22 protein-coding genes and 1 tRNA gene are annotated in these 19,959 nt (G+C 70.1%); 5 read left to right on the forward strand and 18 right to left on the reverse strand.

The window, feature by feature from the left end; genetic code table 11:
- The first annotated feature begins 44 nt into the window (after nucleotides 1-44).
- Complete coding sequence (locus EAH86_RS16670; RefSeq protein WP_140742855.1) at nucleotides 45-1,601, forward strand: dolichyl-phosphate-mannose--protein mannosyltransferase; 1,557 nt, start codon at nucleotides 45-47, stop codon at nucleotides 1,599-1,601.
- Nucleotides 1,602-1,614: 13 nt separating this feature from the next.
- Here EAH86_RS16670 and EAH86_RS16675 read toward each other — a convergent pair whose 3' ends face one another.
- The 9 genes from EAH86_RS16675 to EAH86_RS16715 all read right to left on the reverse strand — a co-directional run bounded on the left by EAH86_RS16675 (nucleotide 1,615) and on the right by EAH86_RS16715 (nucleotide 10,008).
- The gene (locus EAH86_RS16675; RefSeq protein ID WP_140742856.1) at nucleotides 1,615-2,451 is read right to left on the reverse strand and encodes a class II fructose-bisphosphate aldolase; all 837 of its coding nucleotides are present in this window, start codon (nucleotides 2,449-2,451) and stop codon (nucleotides 1,615-1,617) included.
- A complete protein-coding gene (locus EAH86_RS16680; RefSeq protein ID WP_140742857.1) occupies nucleotides 2,448-3,374 on the reverse strand; it encodes a 1-phosphofructokinase family hexose kinase in 927 nt (308 codons plus the stop codon). Before EAH86_RS16680 ends, EAH86_RS16675 begins: the two co-directional genes overlap by 4 nt.
- Nucleotides 3,371-4,321, reverse strand: coding sequence for an ROK family protein (locus EAH86_RS16685; RefSeq protein ID WP_241668418.1), 951 nt, complete (start codon nucleotides 4,319-4,321; stop codon nucleotides 3,371-3,373). Before EAH86_RS16685 ends, EAH86_RS16680 begins: the two co-directional genes overlap by 4 nt.
- Nucleotides 4,322-4,473: 152 nt before the next feature.
- Nucleotides 4,474-5,721 carry an ROK family transcriptional regulator gene (locus EAH86_RS16690; RefSeq protein ID WP_140742858.1) on the reverse strand — a complete coding sequence of 416 codons (1,248 nt, stop codon included), beginning with the start codon at nucleotides 5,719-5,721 and terminating at the stop codon, nucleotides 4,474-4,476.
- A 167-nt stretch (nucleotides 5,722-5,888) separates the two neighbouring features.
- Entirely contained in the window at nucleotides 5,889-6,725 is an 837-nt protein-coding gene (locus tag EAH86_RS16695) for an ABC transporter permease (RefSeq protein ID WP_140742859.1), read from the reverse strand.
- Entirely contained in the window at nucleotides 6,722-7,666 is a 945-nt protein-coding gene (locus EAH86_RS16700; RefSeq protein WP_140742860.1) for an ATP-binding cassette domain-containing protein, read from the reverse strand. The genes EAH86_RS16695 and EAH86_RS16700 overlap by 4 nt, the downstream gene beginning before the upstream one ends.
- A gap of 71 nt (nucleotides 7,667-7,737) precedes the next feature.
- Nucleotides 7,738-8,577: a DUF4097 family beta strand repeat-containing protein gene (locus EAH86_RS16705; protein ID WP_140742861.1), complete on the reverse strand. Its 840-nt coding sequence runs from the start codon at nucleotides 8,575-8,577 to the stop codon at nucleotides 7,738-7,740.
- Nucleotides 8,578-8,656: 79 nt separating this feature from the next.
- Nucleotides 8,657-9,145, reverse strand: coding sequence for a toxin-antitoxin system HicB family antitoxin (locus EAH86_RS16710; protein WP_140742862.1), 489 nt, complete (start codon nucleotides 9,143-9,145; stop codon nucleotides 8,657-8,659).
- 554 nt (nucleotides 9,146-9,699) lie between these two features.
- Nucleotides 9,700-10,008, reverse strand: a complete 309-nt coding sequence (locus EAH86_RS16715) for a hypothetical protein (protein ID WP_140742863.1) — start codon at nucleotides 10,006-10,008, stop codon at nucleotides 9,700-9,702.
- On the opposite strand from EAH86_RS16715, the gene EAH86_RS16720 reads away from it, so the two are divergent.
- Entirely contained in the window at nucleotides 9,992-10,687 is a 696-nt protein-coding gene (locus tag EAH86_RS16720) for a hypothetical protein (protein ID WP_140742864.1), read from the forward strand. The two genes, EAH86_RS16715 and EAH86_RS16720, sit on opposite strands and share 17 nt — an antisense overlap.
- A gap of 139 nt (nucleotides 10,688-10,826) precedes the next feature.
- The gene (locus tag EAH86_RS16725) at nucleotides 10,827-11,498 is read left to right on the forward strand and encodes a hypothetical protein (protein WP_140742865.1); all 672 of its coding nucleotides are present in this window, start codon (nucleotides 10,827-10,829) and stop codon (nucleotides 11,496-11,498) included.
- Nucleotides 11,499-11,603: 105 nt separating this feature from the next.
- On the opposite strand, the gene EAH86_RS16730 is transcribed toward EAH86_RS16725, so the two are convergent.
- From EAH86_RS16730 to EAH86_RS16740, 3 genes are all read right to left on the reverse strand, one after another.
- Nucleotides 11,604-11,676 (reverse strand) — tRNA-Ala (locus EAH86_RS16730).
- 86 nt (nucleotides 11,677-11,762) lie between these two features.
- Nucleotides 11,763-12,614, reverse strand: coding sequence for an anti-sigma factor family protein (locus EAH86_RS16735; protein ID WP_140742866.1), 852 nt, complete (start codon nucleotides 12,612-12,614; stop codon nucleotides 11,763-11,765).
- Complete coding sequence (locus tag EAH86_RS16740; protein WP_170212819.1) at nucleotides 12,611-13,123, reverse strand: sigma-70 family RNA polymerase sigma factor; 513 nt, start codon at nucleotides 13,121-13,123, stop codon at nucleotides 12,611-12,613. The genes EAH86_RS16735 and EAH86_RS16740 overlap by 4 nt, the downstream gene beginning before the upstream one ends.
- Before the next feature lie 130 nt (nucleotides 13,124-13,253).
- Between EAH86_RS16740 and EAH86_RS16745 the strand changes: the two genes are divergently transcribed.
- A complete protein-coding gene (locus EAH86_RS16745; RefSeq protein WP_140742867.1) occupies nucleotides 13,254-13,691 on the forward strand; it encodes a DUF2231 domain-containing protein in 438 nt (145 codons plus the stop codon).
- Nucleotides 13,692-13,721: 30 nt separating this feature from the next.
- Here EAH86_RS16745 and EAH86_RS16750 read toward each other — a convergent pair whose 3' ends face one another.
- Genes EAH86_RS16750 through EAH86_RS16775 form a run of 6 tightly spaced genes read right to left on the reverse strand, consistent with a single transcriptional unit; the run spans nucleotide 13,722 to nucleotide 18,983 of the window.
- A complete protein-coding gene (locus EAH86_RS16750; RefSeq protein WP_140742868.1) occupies nucleotides 13,722-14,660 on the reverse strand; it encodes a hypothetical protein in 939 nt (312 codons plus the stop codon).
- 10 nt (nucleotides 14,661-14,670) lie between these two features.
- Nucleotides 14,671-15,333 (reverse strand): GNAT family N-acetyltransferase, encoded by a 663-nt coding sequence (locus tag EAH86_RS16755; protein WP_140742870.1) that lies wholly within the window; start codon nucleotides 15,331-15,333, stop codon nucleotides 14,671-14,673.
- Nucleotides 15,333-15,827 (reverse strand): MogA/MoaB family molybdenum cofactor biosynthesis protein, encoded by a 495-nt coding sequence (locus EAH86_RS16760; protein ID WP_140743342.1) that lies wholly within the window; start codon nucleotides 15,825-15,827, stop codon nucleotides 15,333-15,335. The genes EAH86_RS16755 and EAH86_RS16760 overlap by 1 nt, the downstream gene beginning before the upstream one ends.
- Before the next feature lie 26 nt (nucleotides 15,828-15,853).
- Nucleotides 15,854-16,357: a cyclic pyranopterin monophosphate synthase MoaC gene (gene moaC / locus EAH86_RS16765; RefSeq protein WP_140742872.1), complete on the reverse strand. Its 504-nt coding sequence runs from the start codon at nucleotides 16,355-16,357 to the stop codon at nucleotides 15,854-15,856.
- On the reverse strand, nucleotides 16,354-17,574 hold the full coding sequence (gene glp / locus EAH86_RS16770) for a gephyrin-like molybdotransferase Glp (RefSeq protein WP_140742874.1): 1,221 nt from the start codon (nucleotides 17,572-17,574) through the stop codon (nucleotides 16,354-16,356). The genes moaC and glp overlap by 4 nt, the downstream gene beginning before the upstream one ends.
- Nucleotides 17,571-18,983, reverse strand: a complete 1,413-nt coding sequence (locus EAH86_RS16775; protein WP_140742876.1) for a UTP--glucose-1-phosphate uridylyltransferase — start codon at nucleotides 18,981-18,983, stop codon at nucleotides 17,571-17,573. Before EAH86_RS16775 ends, glp begins: the two co-directional genes overlap by 4 nt.
- Nucleotides 18,984-19,012: 29 nt before the next feature.
- On the opposite strand from EAH86_RS16775, the gene EAH86_RS16780 reads away from it, so the two are divergent.
- The gene (locus EAH86_RS16780; protein WP_140742878.1) at nucleotides 19,013-19,630 is read left to right on the forward strand and encodes a 5-formyltetrahydrofolate cyclo-ligase; all 618 of its coding nucleotides are present in this window, start codon (nucleotides 19,013-19,015) and stop codon (nucleotides 19,628-19,630) included.
- Nucleotides 19,631-19,959: the final 329 nt, after the last annotated feature.

Consider the following 19,959-nt stretch of genomic DNA (forward strand, 5'->3'; position numbering starts at 1 on the left):
ATCCTGTCAGGGGCGGCGAAGTTCCTGTGCATACGATGGCGCGCATGACCCGGATCGAGCTGCTGCGATCACGGCTGCTCGGATTCAGGCCGACGGACAACCTGTGGGGGTGGCTCGGGCCGCTGTTCTTCGCGGTCGTGGGCGGGGTCCTCCGCTTCTGGTCGCTCGGTCGCCCGCACCAGCTGGTCTTCGACGAGACCTACTACGTCAAGCAGGGCGTATCGATGCTGGACTACGGCGTCGAGCTGCGGGTGCCGGACTCGATCAAGAAGCCGGACGAGCTGTTCACCCGCGGCACCCCGGATGTCTTTGGGACAGTGGGCGATCTGGTCGTCCATCCACCGGTGGGCAAGTGGGTCATCGCGATCGGCGAGCACCTGTTCGGGCAGACGTCGTCGTTCGGCTGGCGGTTCTCGGTCTGCGTGCTGGGGACGCTGTCGATCCTGATGATCGGCCGTGCGGCCCGACGGATGTTCGGCTCCTCGCTGCTCGGCACGATCGCCGCGTTCCTGGTTGCCTTCGAGGGTCACCACTTCGTCCAGTCCCGCACCGGACTGCTCGACCTCATCGTCATGTTCTGGGCGCTGGCCGCCTTCTGCGCGCTGCTCATCGACCGCGACCGGTCGCGGGCGCTGCTTGCCGAGCGCACCGCCGGGTTGTCCAAGCACGCGCTCGCCTCCGGCCTCGGCCCGTGGCTCGGCGCACGTCCCTGGCGCTGGGTGGCCGGCATCTGCCTCGGCCTCTGCGCAGGCACCAAGTGGTCGGGGCTGTTCTTCCTCATGGCGTTCGGGCTGATGACGGTGTTCTGGGACATGGGCGCCCGCCGCGCGGTCGGGGTGCGGCACTGGTTCACCGGCATGGTCGTCCGCGACGGGCTGTGGGCGGCCCTGGTCATCTGCTCGACCGCCGTCCTGACCTACCTCGCATCGTGGGTGGGGTGGTTCAAGTCAGACCTCGGCTACGACCGGCAGTGGGGCGAGATCCACCCCTCTCGCGACACCCCCTGGGTGCCCGATGCGCTGCGATCCCTCTGGCACTACCACCAGGAGGTCTACCAGTTCCACGTCAACCTCCACGACAACCACCCGTACAAGACCAACCCGTGGTCGTGGGTCATCCAGGGCCGGCCGACCTCGTTCTTCTACGAGGGTCCCAAGCGGGGTGAGGACGGCTGCGTCGTCGCCCAGTGCTCCAAGGCGATCACCTCGATCGGCACCGTCTCGATCTGGTGGCTGGGCGCCGCGGCGATCTTCGTGCTGGCCTTCTACTGGCTGTTCAAGCGCGACTGGCGGGCCGGCGGCATTCTCGCGGGACTGGCCGGCGGCTACCTGCCGTGGTTCGGGCTGGAGGAGCGCACCATCTACTCCTTCTACACGGTGGCCTTCGAGCCGTGGATCATCTTGGCCGTCGTGTTCGTGCTGGGGCTGGCACTGGGCAAGCGCACCGACTCATGGAAGCGTCGCGAGATCGGTCTGTACGTCGTGGGGGCCTACTGCGTGCTGACGCTGGCCATCTTCGCGTTCTTCTGGCCGATCTACACCGCGCAGGTGATCCCGCAGAGCCAGTGGTCGCTGCGGATGTGGTTCCCCAGCTGGGTGTGAGCACCCGGCGCGTTCAGGCCCCGGCGAGCAGTCGGAGCAGCCGCGCGGTCTCGGTCTGGACCGCCCCGCGGCCGGCGCCGAGGTACTTCCGGGTGTCGACGACGGACGGGTGCTCCGCGAGGTAGTCGCGCACGGCAGTGGTGAACGCCGAGTTGAGGTGGGTGGCGATGTTGACCTTGGTCATGCCGCTCCGGACGGCCGCGACCAGGGCGTCGTCGGCCACACCCGACGAACCGTGCAGCACCAACGGCACGGGCACGAGGTCATGGATCCGTGCGATCAGCTCGAGGTCGAGGGTCGCCGTCCGGCTGGTCATGGCGTGCGACGACCCCACCGCGACAGCCAAGGCATCCACCCCGGTGTCTGCGGCAAACGCAGCTGCGTCAGCGGGATCGGTGCGGACGCCCGGGGCGTGCACGCCGTCCTTGCCGCCGATCTCCCCGAGCTCAGCCTCGACGGAGACCCCTGCGTCGTGACAGCGCTGGACGACGCCGCGGGTGGTCGAGCGGTTGGTTGCGTCCTCCAGCTTCGACCCGTCGAACATGACGGAGGTGAAGCCAAGGGAAACCGCTTCGTCGACCAGTGTCTCGCTCTCCGCGTGGTCCAGGTGGAGGACGCACTGCGCGGCCGACGCCTGGGCAATCGCCTTGGTGGCCAATGCAATCGGCGCGAGCGCCCCGTGATAGCGCGCTGCGTTCTCGCTGATCTGCAACACCACCGGCAGGCCGGTCTCCTCGGCCGCAGCCACCAGGGCTTCGGCATGCTCGATCTGGATCACGTTGAACGCCCCGACTCCGCGGGAACCCCGCGAGGCGTCGGACAGCACGTCGGCGAGGTTCACCAGGGTCATCGAACGTCCTCCACGAGAGTCTGCGCCGCCAGTCGGGCCACGTCAGTCGGATCCACCACGCCGGCCACCGGCTGGAGCACCGCCGCAGCTGACCACGCCACCGCGTCGCGGACGACCAGGTCGCGGGGACGGCGCCCGACCAGCCCGGCCGCCAAGGCGGCGACCACGGCGTCGCCAGCGCCGGTGGGGTTGCCGCGGAGCGAAGCGTCCAGGCGGGCGCGCACGGCGGTGCCGTCCGCGGCATACCAGGTCAGGCCGTCGGGGCCGGCCGAGACGACGACGTCGCGGCCGCCCAGGGCGCGCAGCGCCGCGACCCCTGCTGCCGCGTCCTCGACACCGGTGGTCTCGGCGAGCTCCGCGCGGTTGGGCTTGACGATGTCGGGCTGGGCTGCGAGGCCCAGCCGCAGTGGCTCTCCGTCGGCATCCAGGACCACTGCCGCCCCCGCGTCGCGGCAGCGGCGCACGAGGGAGGCGTAGCCGTCAGCGGGAGCGCCGGGCGGCAGGCTCCCGGAGAGCACCACCACACTGGCGCCCGTCTCGGCCACCAGGCCGCTCACGTGGTCGAGCAGCGACTGCCAGGCCTCGGGCGACTGCACGGGTCCGGGCTCGTTGAACACCGTCGCGTCACCCTCGGACGTGGACACCACCGTCAGCGTCCGTCGGGCCTCCCCGTCGGAGGCGGCGAACGAGTGGGCCAGACCGCGGGCGTCGAGGTCCGCGCAGACCTGTGCGCCCGTGGCGCCCCCCGCGCAACCGGTCACGACCACCTCGTGGCCCAGCTGGGCCAGCACCGACGCGACGTTGATCCCCTTGCCGCCCGCGCGCTCGGTGACGGACCGCACCCGGTGAATGGTATGCCGCGTGAGCGCGTCGACCTCGTAGGTCAAATCGAGCGCGGCGTTCGGGGTGACGGTGATGATCACAGCGAGTCCCAGATGAGGCAGGCGGCGCCGAGCGACCCGGCCCGGTCGCCGAGTCCGGCGCGCTGGATGGTGGGCGGTCGTTGGAAGGTGAGGCGCCCGGCGACGTCGTCGCGCAGCGGCCTGAGCAGCACCTCGCCGCTCTGCGAGAGGCCGCCGCCGACGAGGACGAGGTCGACGCCGGTCAGGGTGACCGTCATGACGATGGCCTGACCGAGGGCACGTACCGCACCGGCCCAGACCGAGGAGGCCAGGGACTCCCCAGCCTCGGCGCGGGCGGCGATGTCCTCAGCGGACAGCCGCTCGTGGGACTGCGAGCGATAGATCCGTTCGATCGCGCCAGCCGAGGCCAGCACCTCGAGACAACCTCGCTGCCCGCAGGGACAGGGGGGGCCGGACGGGTCGATGACCACGTGGCCGAGCTCGCCCGCCCAGCCGTCTCCGGACACCACGGACCCGTCGAGCAGGAGCGCCCCGGCGATGCCGGTGCCGAGCGGCATGAACAGGACCTGCCGGTGCCCACCGGCTGCACCGAGCCGGGACTCGGCAAGCAGCCCAGCCCGCACGTCGTGGCCGACCACGGCCGGGAGACCGAGGAAGGACTCGACCTGCGCGCGGATGTCGAGGTCGCGCCACCCGAGGTTGGATGAGTAGATACCGATGCCGTCCTCCTCGTCGACGAGGCCCGGCACGACCACACCGCAGCCCACCAGCTGAGCTGCCTGCCCGGGCGGCACGGATTCCAGCAGTGCCTTCACGGTGGCCGCGACAGCTCCCCCGATGTCGGCCCCTATGTCGGCGGGAGTCGGTGTGGTCGTCTGGGCCAGAACGGTGTAGGACCGGTCCACCAGAGCGGCCTTGATCCGAGTGCCACCGACGTCGACCGCGGCGACCACCTCGGTGGTCGCACCACTGGGTGATGGCGGGAGCATCGCGGCGGGACGTGTCATCGTCAGGCCCGCGCGGTCCGGCCGTCGAGGATGACCGAGAGCTGAGCCGGCTCGCGCCGCTCGAGGCCGCTCGGGGTGCTCGGCGACATGGGTACCTCATCGGTCGGTGATTGTTCGGTCTCTGAATTATCCCGTCAGGGTAGATGGCCCTGTCAAGATGAGACCACGCTCGGATCCTGGAACACCCTGTCGATCGAGTAGTGCGCGCCGCCCCGCGCAGCGGAGGTGAGGCCCAGCGAGGAGCCCACCACGCGGCATACCTCGGTGTCGGGGTTGAGCCGGCGCTCGACCACGAGGTCGGCAACGGGTGCGATCAGCCACTCCTCGAACCACGCGAAGTAGCCGCCGAGGACGACCAGGAGGGGATCGAGGATGTCGACGAGGATGGACACCCCCGCACCCAGGCCCTCGGCGACCGTGGCCAGCGCCGACAGGGTGCGCTCGTCACCGTCCTCCGCTCGACGGTGCAGCTCGCGCAGCCGGTCCTCGAGCGGCCGGCCGGGGTTGCGCACCGGGTCGGCCTCGTCGGCGGCGAGGCGCAGGAAGGCGGCCAGGCCGACCATCGTCTCCCAGCAGCCACGACGTCCGCAGGCGCACTGGCGACCGGCTGGGTCGAGCGGCAGGTGCCCGATCTCCCCCGCTGACCCTTTGGCCCCGCGCATGATCTGACCCCCGGAGATGATGCCGCCACCGACGCCGACATCGCCGGAGATGTAGAGCAGGTCCTCGACGTCGCGGCCGGCCAGCTGGGCCAGCTCGGCGACCGCGCCGAGCTTTGCGTCGTGCTGAGCGGAGATAGGCGGAACCTCTTGCCCCAGTGACTGTTTGAGGTCGTCGACGAGGGCGACGTCACGCCAGCCGAGGTTGGAGGCGAGTCGCACGATCCCGGTGTCACTGTCGGCGAACCCGGGTGCCGCGACGGTGATGGCCACGCAGCGCACGCCCGCGGAGCGCAACGAGGCGAGCGTCTCGCCCAGGAGGTCGGCAACGCGCGCGATGACGTCCGCAGCCGGAAGGTTGGCGGCATCGATCGGGCGGGTCGACTCACGGATGACGGTGCCCGACAGGTCGACCGCGATCAGGCTGAGGTAGTCGACGCTGATCTCGACCCCGAGCCCGCAGACACCCCGCCCGTCGAGGGTGACGGTCAGCCCGGGACGACCGACGGCGCCGGCGCGGTCGGGCTGCCCCTCCACCACCAGGCCGCGCTCGACCAGCTCGGCGATGAGGGTCGACATGGTGGCCTTGGACAGGCCCGTCTCGGCAGCCAGCCTTGCGCGGGACCTGCCGCCCTGGTCCCGCAGGTGGCGCAGGATCAGGCCGGTGTTGGCGCGCCGCATCGACGCCGCGTCGGTGCGACCGCCGGTGCGCTGGGCCTCAGCCGTCGATCGTGTCGCCATCCGCCCTCCTGGCCCGCTGCGGGCTGGGTCCCGCGCAGCCAGCATACCGAGTTAGTTCGCAGTTTGGCCTAATTCGAACTGCGACCATCATGAGACGGGCCGCGCACGGTGCGCGAACGGGCGGTAGCGAAGCTCGCGACCGCCCGTCGTCGGGTGTGGACTTTCGCTCAGCGCACCGACTTCCGCTCGTAGATGGCCATCGACCAGGCGTACCCGGCGACGGCGATCACGACACACCAGCCGATCGCGAGGGCCGGGTTCCAGTCGAGCGGCGTGCCGAGCAGCAGCCCGCGGATGGTCTCGATGAACGGTGTGAACGGCTGGTAGTCGGCGAACCACTGCATCCAGCCCGGCATCGAGTCGGTCGGGACGAAGCCGCTGCCGAGGAAGGGGAGCAGCAGAAGTGGGGTGGGGAGGTTGCTCGCGTTCTCGACGGACTTCGCCTGCATGCCCATCGCGACCGCGAGCCAGCTGATCGCGAAGGCGATGAGCACGATCATGCCGAGGGCTGCGAGCCAGTCGGTCGGTCCGGCCGACGGGCGGAACCCGACCAGCAGGCCCACCCCCAGCACGACGACGACACCGATGAGCGCCTGGATCGTGTTGCCGAGCACGTGCCCGGCGAGCACGGCAGCCCGCGAGATGGCCATGGTGCGGAAGCGCGCGGTGATGCCTTCGGTCATGTCCATCGCGACGGTCGTCGCAGCGCCGCCGGCGGTGCCGGCGATCGTCATGGCCAGGATGCCTGGCATGACGTACGCGACATAGGCCGCCCGGCCTCCGGCGAGGTCAACGCCGGGCAGGCCGGCCCCGAGCGTGCCGCCGAAGACGTACACGAACAGCAGCAGGAACACCACGGGCGCGCCGATCACGAAGACGGTCAGGCCCGGGTAGCGCACGATGTGCAGCAGGTTGCGGCGCAGCATCGTGACCGCGTCGGCGACGACGTGCGACTGTCGGCGGGTGTCCGACGTCGTCGGGCGCGTGGTGGTGATGGTGGTCATGACGCTGTCTCCTTCGTGTCGACCCGGCCGGTGAGCGCGAAGAACACGTCATCAAGGTCCGGGGTGTGGATGCTGAGGTCGTCGACCTCGAGGTTGGCCGCGTCCAGCCGACCCAGGACGGTGCGCAGCGCGCCGACCCCACCGTCGGTCGGCACGGTGAGCGCCAGCCCGGACTCGTCGCGAGCGGTCTCGTCGAGCAGGCGGGAGGCGGCGTCCAGCGCCGCCGCATCCGCGAAGCGGAGCCGGATGTGCCCACCGGGCACCAGGCGCTTGAGCTCGTCAGGTGTGCCGTCGGCGACGATGCGGCCACCGTCGAGCACGGCGATGCGGTCCGCGAGCTCGTCCGCCTCGTCGAGGTACTGGGTGGTGAGCAGCACGGTGGTGCCCTCGGCGACCAGGCCGCGCACGATGTCCCACATGGTGTGGCGGCTGCGCGGGTCCAGGCCGGTCGTGGGCTCGTCGAGGAAGATCACGCTCGGTGTCGCGACGAGGGTCATCGCGAGGTCGAGGCGGCGACGCATCCCCCCGGAGTAGGTGGCGAGCGGCTTCCGAGCGGCCTCGACGAGGTCGAACTCCTCCAGCAGCTCGGCCACCCGCGCCTTCGCGCGGTCCGCTCCGAGGTGCCGCAGGCGCGCCATGAGCAAGAGGTTCTCCTCGCCCGTGAGCAGGCCGTCGACCGCGGAGAACTGGCCGGTGAGGCCGATCCCCGCGCGGACACCGCCGGGATCGCGGGCGACATCGCAGCCGTTCACGTATGCCGTGCCGCCGTCAGGCTGCACGAGGGTGCTCAGGATGTGCACGGTGGTGGTCTTGCCGGCACCGTTCGGTCCGAGCAGGGCGGTCACCGTGCCCGCGGCGACGGTCAGGTCGACGCCGTCGAGCACGACCTTGTCGCCGTACGACTTCCGAAGCCCGTGGACTTCGATCGCTGAAGTGGTCATGGGATCTCGTTCCTTTCCGTTGGTCACGCTGTTGGGTCTGCTGTTGAGCAGGCCGTTGGGTCGCTCGGGAGTCACCGGGCGCGCTGGATGGTGATGTCGCCGTACTGGGTGCGGGCGCGCACCGCGACGGTCTGCTCGGACGGATCGGGAGCGCTGTCGCCGTCCAGCTGGTTGCGTACGCGGCCGTCCTTCGAGGAGAGGTCGAGCCACGCCGGGACACCCGGGCGCACACCGATCGTGATCTGTCCGTAGCCGGTCTCGACCTGGATCGAGCCGCTGGAGATCTCGTGCAACTGGATGCTGCCGTACGCGGTTTTCGCACTGACCGACTCGAGCGCCTTCGTGATGTCGAGGTCGCCGTAGGAGAGCTTCGCCTCGAGCTCGCCGCCGCACTCGCCGATGGTGATGGTCCCGTGCGAGGCCTTGAGGACGGCGTCGCCGGTGACCGCGCCCAGCCGGATCTGGCCGTGGTCGGCCGTGATCTCGACCCCGCCCTCGGCGTTCGCGACCGTCACGTTGCCGCTCATCGCGCGCACCCAGAGGTCCCCGGTCCTGTCGAGATCGACCATCGAGCTCTTGAGACGGGTGGCCCCGAGGCGGCCGGTGGTGCGGACAGCCCCGGCGGAGGTCTCGGCGGTGAGCCGAGACCCGGCCGGCAGCTCGACCTTGACGTCGACCGACTCGAACGGGCCGACGAAGCTGAAGCGGGGTCGCGGGCCGGTGATGGTGAGCCGCTGGCCGTCGAAGTCGACCTTGGTCTCCTCCGCACCTCGAACGTCAGCGGCCTTTGCCGGGTTCGTGGGCGACACCGTCACGACGGTGTCGTCCCGGTCACCGGCGATGACCTCAATCGCTCCGACCGGCAGCTTGATCGCGAGGTCGATGGGGGTGGGGGTGGGGTAACTGGGCATGCTGGCGCCTGCCTTTCCATGGGCGTGTTTGACCGAACCCGCGGGTCCGCGTGGCTGGTGGAGGTGGTGGTTGAGCGGTCTAGCGCGCCCAGCCTGCGAAGTTGTCGCCGGTGCGCAGCGTGCGCTGGGCGGAGCGTCGTTGCCTGGGCTGGAGAGCGGAGGCAACCGCGCGGACCAGCCAGGTGTTCACGGACAGGCCGTCCGCCGCTGCCGCCTCGTCCACCCGTGCCTTGAGGGCGTCCGGCAGACGAAGTGTGGTGCGCGAGGTGCTCGCGTCGTCGAGGTCCACTGTGGCGGCGGGCCGCTCGTCGGCGTCCGGCTCCGCATTCGATTGGCTGACGACGAACTCGACCTCGCGGCCGCGCAGCCGCAGGTCGACGGAGCCCGGCGCGAGGTCCCGGGTGATCTCGCCGACTGCCGCGGACAGCGCGTCCAGCAGCACGAGCCGAGTCGCTGCATCCAGTCCGGCGGTGAGTCGCTCGGCAACGACACGGGTGTCGTCAGCGCCGTTCTCCGCGGCATCCAGTAGCTGGCGCTGCAGCTCGCTGACGTACTGTCCAAGTTCCATGGCACCATCGTGACACCACAGTGGTGTCATGTCAAGCAATTATGGTGTCATCGTCGGAGGATGCTGGGCGCGGACTGCACGGGAGCCGTGCCCGAATCTTGCATTTGATCCCGAATGCTGCTATATCTCAACGCAGTGTCTAGTTCATTTGTACTAGACACTGAATGGATTCATTAGCGCTTGCTAGTGGAATCGGGCATTAACCGTCGACATCGTCGACTTGACCGCCCGGCATGTTGAAGCACCGCGCAGGGTGCGCAATCGGCCAAGACCCAGCTGTTGCATGGATTTGTTTGCATTCACCGTCCATTGCACGACCGCTGGTCCAGATTGGGCCGCGCCACCCTGACTGCTGGAGTTCCCATGCTGATCCGCTATGTCCCTGCCCATGCCTCCGCTGCCGGGCGGCCAAACCTGAAATCCAAGAAGGTGGCCATCGCCGCTGGAGTGGTGGCCCTGATTGCGCTCACCGGTGGGGGTGTGGCGTATGCCGCAGCCTCCAGCTCGACCGCGACGTGTACCGCCAACCCCACGATCACCGCGGGCGCCACCGATCAGTCGTTCGACGTGCACTGTTCCGTGCCGAACGTCTCTGTGACGTCAACGGTCACGGCGACGTCAACGTCGACTGTCACCGCGCCGCCGAGAACGGTCACCGTCACGATGTCCCCCACTTCGACGACGTCAACGACGTCGACACCCGCTCCGTCAACCTCGAGCACAACGACCGCAGTGCCGGCTGGTCTCAACTGCGGCCCCAACCCCAGCAAGTGCGGGTACCCCGACGCCACCAACACCGGCCTGTCCGGACCTGTGAGTCCTGGCCCCTGCCCGACCAACGGGAACGTGGACAACGCCGTCATCCAGAACCTCGACCTGGTGGACTGCTCGTTCACCATCACCGGCAAGAACGTGACCGTCAAGAACGTCCGGATGCGTATCACTGCCACCGACCGCTGGGCGCTGGGGATCCAGGGTGCCGGCTACGCGAAGATCAGCAACGTCGACATCGCCGGCAAGGATGCGGGCTCCGGCTCGGTCCAGTACGCCATCTTCGAGATGGGCAGCGGCCCCACCACCATCGACAAGGTGAACCTGTCCAACTGCATGGACTGCATCGTCGGTGAGGGCACCGTCATCACGAACTCCTACATCCACGACATGGCCCACATCTCCGGCGCGCACGACGACGGACTGATGTGCAACTCCGAGTGCGGAATCACGTACCGGCACAACACGGTCTACAACAAGTGGACCAGCACCGCGGCCATCGCCCTGTTCGCGGACTTCGGCACCCCGCGCAACTCCGTGGTCGATGACAACCTGATCGCCGGTGGCGGCTACATGGTCTACCTCGGCGGCAACAACGCCACGGGCATCAAGTTCACCAACAACCGCTTCTCACGGCACCTCTACCCTGCAGGAACAAACGGCGGGCCCGGTGGTGGGTACTGGGGGACCTCCACCGAATGGTCGCCAGCCAACTCCGGCAATGCCTGGACGGGCAACGTGTGGGACGACACCGGGGCCGTCGCGAAGTAGGAGGACGGCCCGCGCCGTTGGGTGGCGGCACCAACCAGGGCTGCCACCCAGCGAGCGCCTCCCCAACCTCACCGCAAGGCGCCACAGGTGAGTAGCGGAACGGATGACGGGCCAGCCCCCTGTCCGGAGAATCCACGGTGTGGGCCAGTCGACGGATGTGCGTGTGCTTCATGGTGCGCGCTTGGTCGCGCCCTTGACCGTCGGTGGTCGGGCCCTCCGGGTGGGCCTGCTGGTGCTGGTCTGGTCGGTCTGGGTAGTGGTTGCCACGGCGTACCTGGAGCTGTCCGGTGTTGCAGGCGAAACCGGAGCGTGGCGGTGGTCCGCGGTGGCGTTCGTTCCTCTCGCGGTCCCGACCTGGTTCTTGTGCCGGCGGATGGTGCGACGCCGAGTTATCTTCCTGGGAGCCACAGCCTTGATTGCCCTCTTGGTCTGGGGCATACCGGCTCAGGCGACGCCGAGCTTCGGCAGGGTGACAACGGTTGCGGACCAGTGGGGCACCCTCTCCGACGGTCAGCTGCTGGGCCATGCCTGGGAGGGAAATGAGTGGTGCTTCAGCGATGGGTGTCCGGCGGTGGTGCGCTACTACGCCGTTCCCGATGCCGCCGTGACCGTCCATGCGGTCTCTCTACGGCTGGAGACGGACGGCTGGAGGCGACATGCCCTGGCCCACGGGCCGGCGTACTGCAAGGGGGACTTCCAGATAGGGGTCCGGCGCCTGGACGCCGCTGACCTGACGTTCGTTGCCGACGTGCGACGGCCACCAGTCGGGCAGGAGGTTGTCGGGCTCCGCGTCGGCGCGAACTGCCTCTAGGTGCGCGCAACGCGGGCACGCGAGCGGCGGCTGGCGTCCGCCTGACAAACGAAGAACCCCGCCCGACCGAGCACGTGTGTGCAGGTCAGACGGGGTTCCGATGGGTGGAGCTGAGGGGATTCGAACCCCTGGCCTTCTCATTGCGAACGAGACGCGCTACCAACTGCGCCACAGCCCCTGATGCGGACGAAACAATAACACCAGCAGTGCGCGCGACGAAAAACGGTGTGTGCTGCGGTGGCGAGGTGCCTGTCCGCTCTCGCCTCAGGTCAGGCTGGCTCGCATCACGGTGTGTCCGGTGTCGACCTGGCGGATCTCCACCGAGGCGATCTGCGCGATCGGCAAGGCCGAGACGCCGACCGGGTGCATGATCCGGTCCGGACGGGCCGTCCAGTCGCGGAGCTCGGTCGCCCGACCGGCGCGGTCGACGACCCAGATCGCGTAGTCCACCCGGTAGTCGCCGCCACCGGAACCGCCCGACCCGCCGGTCGCCCCTGAGCCGGTCGCCCCTGAGCCGGTCGCCCCGGAGCCGGTCGCGGTCGCTGAGCTAGCCGTCGACCGCGCGTACTGGCACTCCACCCGCAGCTCGGTCCCGTTGGCGATCGGCACGACATCCACGACCGCCGTCATCAGCGAGGGCTCGACTGCAGTGAAGGCCAACCGCCCCGGCCCAGCCACGACGCCTCCCCCGGGCCCGGTCGAGGTCGAGCTGGACCCGGGCGAGGGCGCATCGTCACGCCCGGCGGTCGACACGGCATACCCACCGACGCCGCCGATGAGGAGGGCGGCGGCTGCGGCGGCCACGGGCGCCAGCCACCGGCTGCGGCCCAGACGGGTCGGACGGGTAGCAAGCTCGGGCATCATCGAGGCGGGTGGCTCCAGCTTCATCAGGTCGCCGTCAGCCTCGGCGCCGAGGGCGCCACCGTGGTCCATCGCCAGGACCTCACCGGGCGGCAGCTGGGCGAGCAACCCCGGCATACCGGCCAGCTCGGCCACGGCAGCGCGACAGGCGGCGCACCCTGCGAGGTGCTCCTCGTACTCGCGCCGCTCGGCGACCGAGAGGGCGCCCAGCACGTAGGCCGCGTCCCAGTCGGCGTACTCGTCGTGGGTGCTCATCGGCCGGTCACCCCCTTCTCCTGCAGGACCAGTCGCAGGCTGCGAAGCCCGTAGTGGAGCCGCGACTTCACGGTCCCCTCCGGCACCCTCAGCTCGGCCGCGATCTCGGCCACGGTTCTCCCCTCGTAGTAGGCGGCAGCGATGACCTGCCGGTGCTCGCGCGACACCGCGGCGAGCGCATCAGTGAGCAGCCACCGGTCCAGCACCTCGCCGGACCGGTCCCCCACGCCGGCCTCGACGAAGTCGATCCCTGCGACCTCGTGCCGGGATGCCGCGCTGCGCCAGCGGTCGACCACCAGGTTGCGCACGACGGTGAACAACCAGGCGCGGGCCTGCGGTTCGGACCGCGTCCCCAACGCCGGGTCGCGCCAGGCCCGCAGCAGCGACTCCTGCACGACGTCCTCGGCGACCTGGGGGTCACGGGTCAGTCGCAACGCGAACCGCCACAGCTCCGCGGCATGACGGTCATGCAGACCCTGCAGGGCCGCTTCGCGCTGGCTCGTCGCCACTCCCCACTCCTCCCAGCTCCACTCGCCACATCCGATCCTCCCCGCACGGGGAACTCGCCGTAAAGGACGAGACAGCACGGCGCTGCGTTCAGTGAGTGAACCTCAGCGAGCTCGGCTACGTTCCTCGGTCATGGAGATCAACGGACTTCCCGCCCACGTCCTGCTCGTGCATCTCGTCGTCGTGTTGCTGCCGCTGACCTCCGTCGCTGCGGTGGTGGCGAGCGCGTGGCCGGCCGCGCAGCGCAAGCTGACCTTCCTGGTCCCCCTCGGCGCCGTCATCGGCGCTGCGGCCGTCCCCATCACCACGCGGGCCGGGAACGACCTCGCCCACAAGCTCGGCAACCCGCCGTTCATCCAGCGACACCAGAACTTCGGCACCCAAGTGCTGCCCTGGGCAGTCGCCCTCGCCGTGACGACCCTCGCGCAGTGGTTCTACCTCCGCCGCGGCTCCGCCACCCTGCCGCGACTGGTGCTGGCACTGCTCGTCGCAGCGAGCGCGATCGGCACCGCGACCATCGTGGTGCTCACCGGCGACTCGGGCGCCCAGGCCGTGTGGGGTTCCAAGTAGGCAGCGACCACGCCGCGACGGAGCGGGTGGTCAGGCGCCGGCGACCCGACGCTCGGGCATGTCCTCGTACGCCGCGTACTCCGTGTCGGCGTCACCCACCAGGTCGGCGGACGTGGGCGCAGGACGGGTCACGCGGGACTTCATCGTGTAGGTCGGCCGCGGCACCGGCACCGGGTCCCAGGTGAGTGGGATGTCGTCCTCGTCAACGAGGGGACGCATCGGGGCGCCGACGGCCTCGGCCGCGAGGGCAGCGGGGGCGGCTACACCGGCCGGCACCGCCTGGACGTCGAACAGCTCGGGCTTGACCGGGTGGGCGGCGACCTCGGGCTCACCCTCGGCAACCGCCATGGACTCGACATCGGCGACAGCGGCAGCCTCGGCTGCGTCAACGACCGCGGCGCCAGCAGCGGGCTGCTCGCGCGTCATCCGCTGCTGAGCCATCCGCTGTTGAGCGGGCCGGGCAGGACGGACGGCGGCGCGGGAACGGCGCTCGGCCTGGGCGGCTGAGCGGGCCCAGGCGACTGCGCCGACGACCGACACCAGCGGCACCAGCAGGAACGGCAGCGACAGCATCGACAACGCGACGAGCGGCACGGCCACGACGACGGTGGACAGCGCGCCGAGCATGATCATGGCCCGGTTGCGCCGGGCGACGACGGGACTCAACCGGGGAACCGACGCCTCGGCCTCGACCGGTGGCGGCAGCTCGGCCTGCGAGGTCTCGGCACGCTTCACGAGCAACTGGGGACGCGCGGCACGCGCTGGAGTCACGGCATACGAACGCGGTTGCGGCGTCGAGAGGTTGGAGACGGGCAGCGGGCTGCGGCGCTCGAGGACGCGCATCGACTCGGAGAACTGGTCGACCGAGCGCGCGGTGGCGAGGTGTTCGCGGCGACGGACCCAGTACTGCACGAAATAGGCAGCCCAGACCGCAATGATGACGAGGAAGACAAGACTGCTGGGCTGCACGGATACGACGTTAGGTCTCTTGCGTGGGTGCGCCGGGGACGTGGGGCGGTGTGTCGCCAATGTGACTGGTGTGGTTGGTGTGCAATCGCTCCAGCAGGGCGTGACCGCCCAGATCCTCGGTCGTGAGGGCGAACGTCCGGTGGTCGCGCCAGGCCCCGTCGATGTGCAGGTATGCCGCCCGCATGCCTTCGTCGCGAAAGCCCAGCTTGCGGACAACGGCCAGGCTGTTGGTGTTCTCGGGGCGGATGTTGACCTCGATCCGGTGCAGCCCCATCGTGCCCAGCGCGTGGTCGCCCGCCATGGCCAGCGCGGTCGGTGCGATCCCCCGACCCGCTACGGACTCATCCACCCAGTACCCGGCCGAGAGCGACAGGAGCGACCCGTAGGAGATGCCGAAGAGCACCATCTGCCCGACGATCCGGTCCTCGACCCGGATCGTGAGGGGCAACATCCGGCCCGCCCTCGCCTCCGTCCGGTAGTGCCGCACCAGCCCCGGGAACGAGACGTAGGTCGGTTCCCTGTCCGGCGAGGTGGCGTCCCACGGCCCCAGCCAGTTCCGGTTGCGGCTGCGGACCTCGGTCCACTCGGTCCGGTCCCGACGGCGCAGCGGGTCGAGCAGCAGCTGCTCCCCGCCCGGGGTCTCGCCCCGGAGCTCGACGGGCCAGACGACCATCAGTGGTCGCCGCCGCGGATCTGCGAGAGCGCGTGCGGCAGGACCGCCTCCAGCACCCCCAGCCCGTCGCGGACCCCACCGGTCGACCCCGGCAGGTTGACCACCAGCGTGCTGCCCGCGACTCCGACCAGCCCCCGCGAGAGGGCCGCGGTCGGCACGCCTCCCGCGAGACCGGCACCGCGAATGGCTTCGGCGAGACCTGGCACCTCGCGGTCGAGGACCGCGCGGGTCGCCTCCGGTGTGCGGTCGGTGGGTGACAGCCCGGTGCCGCCGGTGGTGATTACCACGTCGGGCGCGGCCGCCAGCGCCGCCTCCAGCGCCTCGGACACCTCGGGTCCGTCAGGCACCACGAGCGGGTCGCCGACCTCGAAACCCCACTGCCGCAGCGCTTCCACGATGAGCGGGCCGCCGCGGTCGGGATAGACGCCACCGGCCGCCCGGGTCGAGCAGGTGATCACCACTGCATTGCGTTGTTCGCCGCCGCCCTGGCCCATGCCCTCGGTGCCGCGCACCGCCTCCCTCACGACTGCTCCACCCAGTCACCGGATCGCCCACCGGACTTGGCGGTGACCCGGACGTCGGTGATCCGCGCGTGCTTGTCCACCGCCTTGACCATGTCGATGAGCGCCAGGGCCGCCACGGCGACCGCGGTCAGGGCTTCCATCTCGATGCCGGTGCGGTCGGCCGTGCGTACGGTCGCCCCGATGTCGACACCGTCGTCGGCCACGGTGAGGTCGACCTCGACGCCGTGGACGGCGATCGGGTGGGCCAGCGGGATCAGCTCCGGAGTGCGCTTCACCGCCTGGATTCCGGCGATCCGCGCGACCGCGAGGGCGTCGCCCTTGGGGACGTTGCCGTCGCGCAGCGCGGCCACCGCAGCGGACGACAGCAGGACGCGACCAGCAGCGGAGGCCTCGCGTGCGGTCACCGCCTTGGCGGAGACGTCGACCATGTGCGCAGACCCGTCGGGTCGGACATGGGTGAGTCCGGACGAGGACGGGCGCCCGGCGGGGTCGACGCTCACATCCCCTCCCGACCGAGCAGCGGCAGGCACATGAGCTCGTCACCGGCCGCGACCGCGGCGACGTCCTCGGGGATGACGGCCAGGGCGTCGGCGGCCGCGAGCGCGCCCAGCATGTGCGAGCCCTGCCCGCCGGCCAACCTGGCCCGGTCGTCGTCGAGGATCACCCTCACGAACTCCATCTTGCCCGCGACCGAGCCGAACGGCTCGGCCGCCACGGCGGGCACGTAGCCCGGCGGGTAGGAGGGTTCGGGTCGACCGGCCATCGCTCGCAGCGCCGGAGCGACGAACACGTGGAAGGACACGAGGGCACTCACCGGGTTGCCGGGCAGGGTGAACACCGGCACCTGCTCCTCGCCGAGCACGCCGAAGCCCTGCGGCATGCCCGGGCGCATCGCAACCTTGTCGAACTGCATGGTGCCCACGCGGGAGAGGACCTCCTTGACGGTGTCGAAGGCCCCCATCGAGACCCCGCCCGTCGTGATGATGACGTCGGCGCGGACCAGCTGGCCCTCCAGCGTCTCCATCAGGGTCCGGGCGTCGTCCGGGACACCGCCCACGCGGAACGGAGTGGCACCCACCGCGGTCACCGCGGCCGTGAGCATGACCGAGTTCGAGTCGACGATCTGGCCGAACCCGGGGGTGCGGCCGACCTCGACGAGCTCGTCACCCGTCGAGATGACGACGACGCGCGGGCGCGGGACGACCCGCACCCTGGCGATGCCGGCCGCCGCCAGCAGCGCGATCTGTCCGGGACCGAGCAGGGTGCCGCGGCGCAGGACGACGTTGCCGGCCTCGACGTCCTCGCCGACCTCGCGGACGTGTGACCCCACGGCGCGGCTCTCCCGGATCTGCACTCGGACGACGCCACCGTCGGTCGCCTCCACGGGCACGACCGCGTCGGCGCCGTGCGGCATCGGGGCGCCGGTCATGATCCGCATGGTCTGGCCCGTGGCGAGCGACCACGCCTTGGTGTTGCCGGCGGCGATGTCGTTGACGACGGGCAGCAGCACGGGGTTGTCGGCGCTCGCGCTGGCCACGTCGCCGGCGTGCACGGCATACCCATCCATGGCGGAGTTGGTGAAGCCGGGCAGCGAGCCGCGCGCCTGGACGTCAGCGGCCAAGATGCAGCCCTGCGCGTCGAGGACCCCCAGCTCGAAGGGCGGGATCACCTTGACGGTGCTCAGGATTCGGTCCAGGTGCTGCTCGACGCTGATCACGAGGGGGCCGCCGTCTCCAGTGCCGTCTCTGACGCCGTCAGGGTGCTGCCGTCGGAGATGGTGAGTGGCTCATCCGCTTCGACCTCCACGTCACCGACACATCGAACGTCGGCGCCGAAGGTCACATCGCCCCGGACGCGCAGTGAGGTGCAGTCGAACAGGGACGGCGCCCCCGCGGGGAACCTGGCGTCGAAGTCGTCGATCAGCGTGTAGTGCCCGTCGAGGTCGATGCGGGGGTCGCGTCGGTCGGACTGGGCCACCACCTCGAACTCGTCGCCGAAGCCGTAGAGGTCGGAGCGCAGCAGCAACAGCTCGTTGGTCGTCTTCACCGGGCGGAACCGGCGACGCGGCACGTGCACCGCGCGCGAGCCGTCGAACACCTCGATCGCAGTACCCATGGCCGACTCGATCTGGATCACCTCGGTCGAGTCCTTGCGGCTCGGGTCGACGGTCTTCTTGTTGACGATGATGGGCAGGCCGAGGACGCCGCCGCGCACTGCCATCTGCTCGGCCAGGGCGTCGAGGTCCACCCACAGGTTGTTGGCGTGGAACAGCGCGTGCCGTTCGGTGTCCTCGAAGTAGTGCTGCTCGTCCGGCGCCACCATCGCGCTCTCCCGCAGCACGAACCGGCCATCACTGCGGCGCACGGCGAGGTGGCCGCCCTTGCGGTCGTTGACGGTCCGCTCGCACACCTCGGAGACGTAGGAGATGGACTCGCGGGCCATCCACGCGGGGATCGCCGGGTCGCAGGTGGCCCCGAGATTGTCGGAGTTGGACAAGAAGGCATAGCGAAAACCCTTGGCCCGCAAGGCATCGAGCACGCCGCTGGCCACCAGTGCCACGTAGACGTCACCGTGGCCAGGTGGGCACCACTCGAGGTCGGGGTCGTCGGGCCACGACACCGGGGTGAGGTCGTCGGCGCGCAGCTTGGGTTCGGCGTTCTGCAGGAAGTCCAGCGGAAGACCGTCGATGGCAAGGTCGTCGTATCCGGCCAACGCAGCCAGCGACTGGTCCCTGGTGCGGAACGAGTTCATCAGGACCAGCGGAACCTGCGCGCCGTAACGCTTGCGCAGGGCCAGCACCTGGCGCGCCACCACGTCGAGGAAGGTCAGCCCGTCGCGGACCTCCAGCACCGATTTCGGACCGGACAGGCCCATGCTCGTGCCCAGCCCCCCGTTGAGCTTGACCACGGCTGTGCGGGCCAGCGCCTCGACCATCTCGTCCTCGTCGACGGTGATGCTCTCCAGCGTCGGGACGTCGCGCAGCGGCTCGATGTCGGCCTCCGGGATCAGCCCAGTGACCCCCTCCTCCAGCTGCCGGTAAGCGTCCTCGAACACCTTGATCGCCAAGGCGTCGACGCCTCGTTCCGACATGCGTGCGACGGCCTGCGCCAGCCCTTCCTTGCTCATGACCGGCAGCCTAGTGGGACGATCTGGGCATGCCATCGTCACGCAAGAGCGCGGTGCGAGCGCGCCTGCGTGCGCTGCGGCGCGAACGCGTGCCCGCCCGCGACCGGGCGCGCGACGCGGAGGAGCTGGCCCTGTCCGCGCTCGAGGTCGTGTATGCCGCCGGGCTGGGTCGCGGCGACTGGGTCGCCGCCTACGAGGCAACACCTCTGGAACCCCCCATGGAGGCGATGGTCGACGCCTTGTCCGCCCGCGGCATCCGGGTGATGGTGCCGGTGACGCTCGAGAACTGGGACCTGGACTGGCGCGAGGTGGGGTCCGCCGCGGGCGCCGCCGCTACCGATATGTCGGGCACCGGGACGCTGGGGACCGAGACGCTGGGGACCGAGGCGATCCGGCAGGCGAAGGTGGTCTTCCTGCCGGCGCACGGCGTGGACCCGTCGGGCACCCGGATCGGGCAGGGCAAGGGGTGCTACGACCTGGTGATCCCCCGCACGAGCGCGCGGCTGGTGGCGGTGGTGCACCCCTGGGAGGTGCTCGACGAGGAGCTGCCGAGCGAGCCCCACGACCGTCGCGTGAATGCAGTCATGGCCGCCGAGCTGGGCGTCGTCGAGGTCGGAAGGGCCGACGACGGCAGCGCGCGCTCCTGACCTGGTGGAGAGCCCCCGCCCCGGAGACCAGCGGCATACGTCTCCTGACAGACGTCAAGCGCCTTGACGTCTGTCAGGGCGAAGAGGCGCGTTTCGCTGCACTGCTCTCGGGTCCCAGCGTCACAGCACCTCCCGATGACGGCCCGACACCTGCGGACCTGCCGCTGCAGCTGCGACTGGCCAATGCGCGAGTGGAGAAGCAGATGAGGCAGGCGACCCAAGACCTTGGCTTCCCCGGCCTCACCCCAGCCGCGATCCACGCGATGCGCGCATGCAGCGCTGACGGAGATCATCGAGGGTTGGTTGGTTCACCTGCGCGAGGGCAGGCT

The sequence above is a fragment of the Pedococcus bigeumensis genome (genome assembly GCF_006438965.1).
GTDB classification, from domain to species: Bacteria; Actinomycetota; Actinomycetes; order Actinomycetales; family Dermatophilaceae; genus Pedococcus; species Pedococcus bigeumensis_A.

Coding starts and splice junctions, on each gene's coding strand:
- EAH86_RS16685 (WP_241668418.1), bottom strand. CDS start 4,321: ATGACACGTCCCGCCGCGATGCTCCCGCCATCACCCAGTGGTGCGACC.
- EAH86_RS16760 (WP_140743342.1), bottom strand. CDS start 15,827: ATGGGCCAGGGCGGCGGCGAACAACGCAATGCAGTGGTGATCACCTGC.
- EAH86_RS16675 (WP_140742856.1), bottom strand. CDS start 2,451: ATGACCCTGGTGAACCTCGCCGACGTGCTGTCCGACGCCTCGCGGGGT.
- EAH86_RS16695 (WP_140742859.1), bottom strand. CDS start 6,725: ATGACCACCATCACCACCACGCGCCCGACGACGTCGGACACCCGCCGA.
- EAH86_RS16710 (WP_140742862.1), bottom strand. CDS start 9,145: ATGGAACTTGGACAGTACGTCAGCGAGCTGCAGCGCCAGCTACTGGAT.
- EAH86_RS16755 (WP_140742870.1), bottom strand. CDS start 15,333: ATGGTCGTCTGGCCCGTCGAGCTCCGGGGCGAGACCCCGGGCGGGGAG.
- EAH86_RS16780 (WP_140742878.1), top strand. CDS start 19,013: ATGCCATCGTCACGCAAGAGCGCGGTGCGAGCGCGCCTGCGTGCGCTG.
- EAH86_RS16735 (WP_140742866.1), bottom strand. CDS start 12,614: ATGAGCACCCACGACGAGTACGCCGACTGGGACGCGGCCTACGTGCTG.
- EAH86_RS16690 (WP_140742858.1), bottom strand. CDS start 5,721: ATGGCGACACGATCGACGGCTGAGGCCCAGCGCACCGGCGGTCGCACC.
- EAH86_RS16745 (WP_140742867.1), top strand. CDS start 13,254: ATGGAGATCAACGGACTTCCCGCCCACGTCCTGCTCGTGCATCTCGTC.
- EAH86_RS16715 (WP_140742863.1), bottom strand. CDS start 10,008: ATGACGGCGTTGTCCACGTTCCCGTTGGTCGGGCAGGGGCCAGGACTC.
- EAH86_RS16670 (WP_140742855.1), top strand. CDS start 45: ATGACCCGGATCGAGCTGCTGCGATCACGGCTGCTCGGATTCAGGCCG.
- EAH86_RS16775 (WP_140742876.1), bottom strand. CDS start 18,983: ATGAGCAAGGAAGGGCTGGCGCAGGCCGTCGCACGCATGTCGGAACGA.
- EAH86_RS16705 (WP_140742861.1), bottom strand. CDS start 8,577: ATGCCCAGTTACCCCACCCCCACCCCCATCGACCTCGCGATCAAGCTG.
- EAH86_RS16700 (WP_140742860.1), bottom strand. CDS start 7,666: ATGACCACTTCAGCGATCGAAGTCCACGGGCTTCGGAAGTCGTACGGC.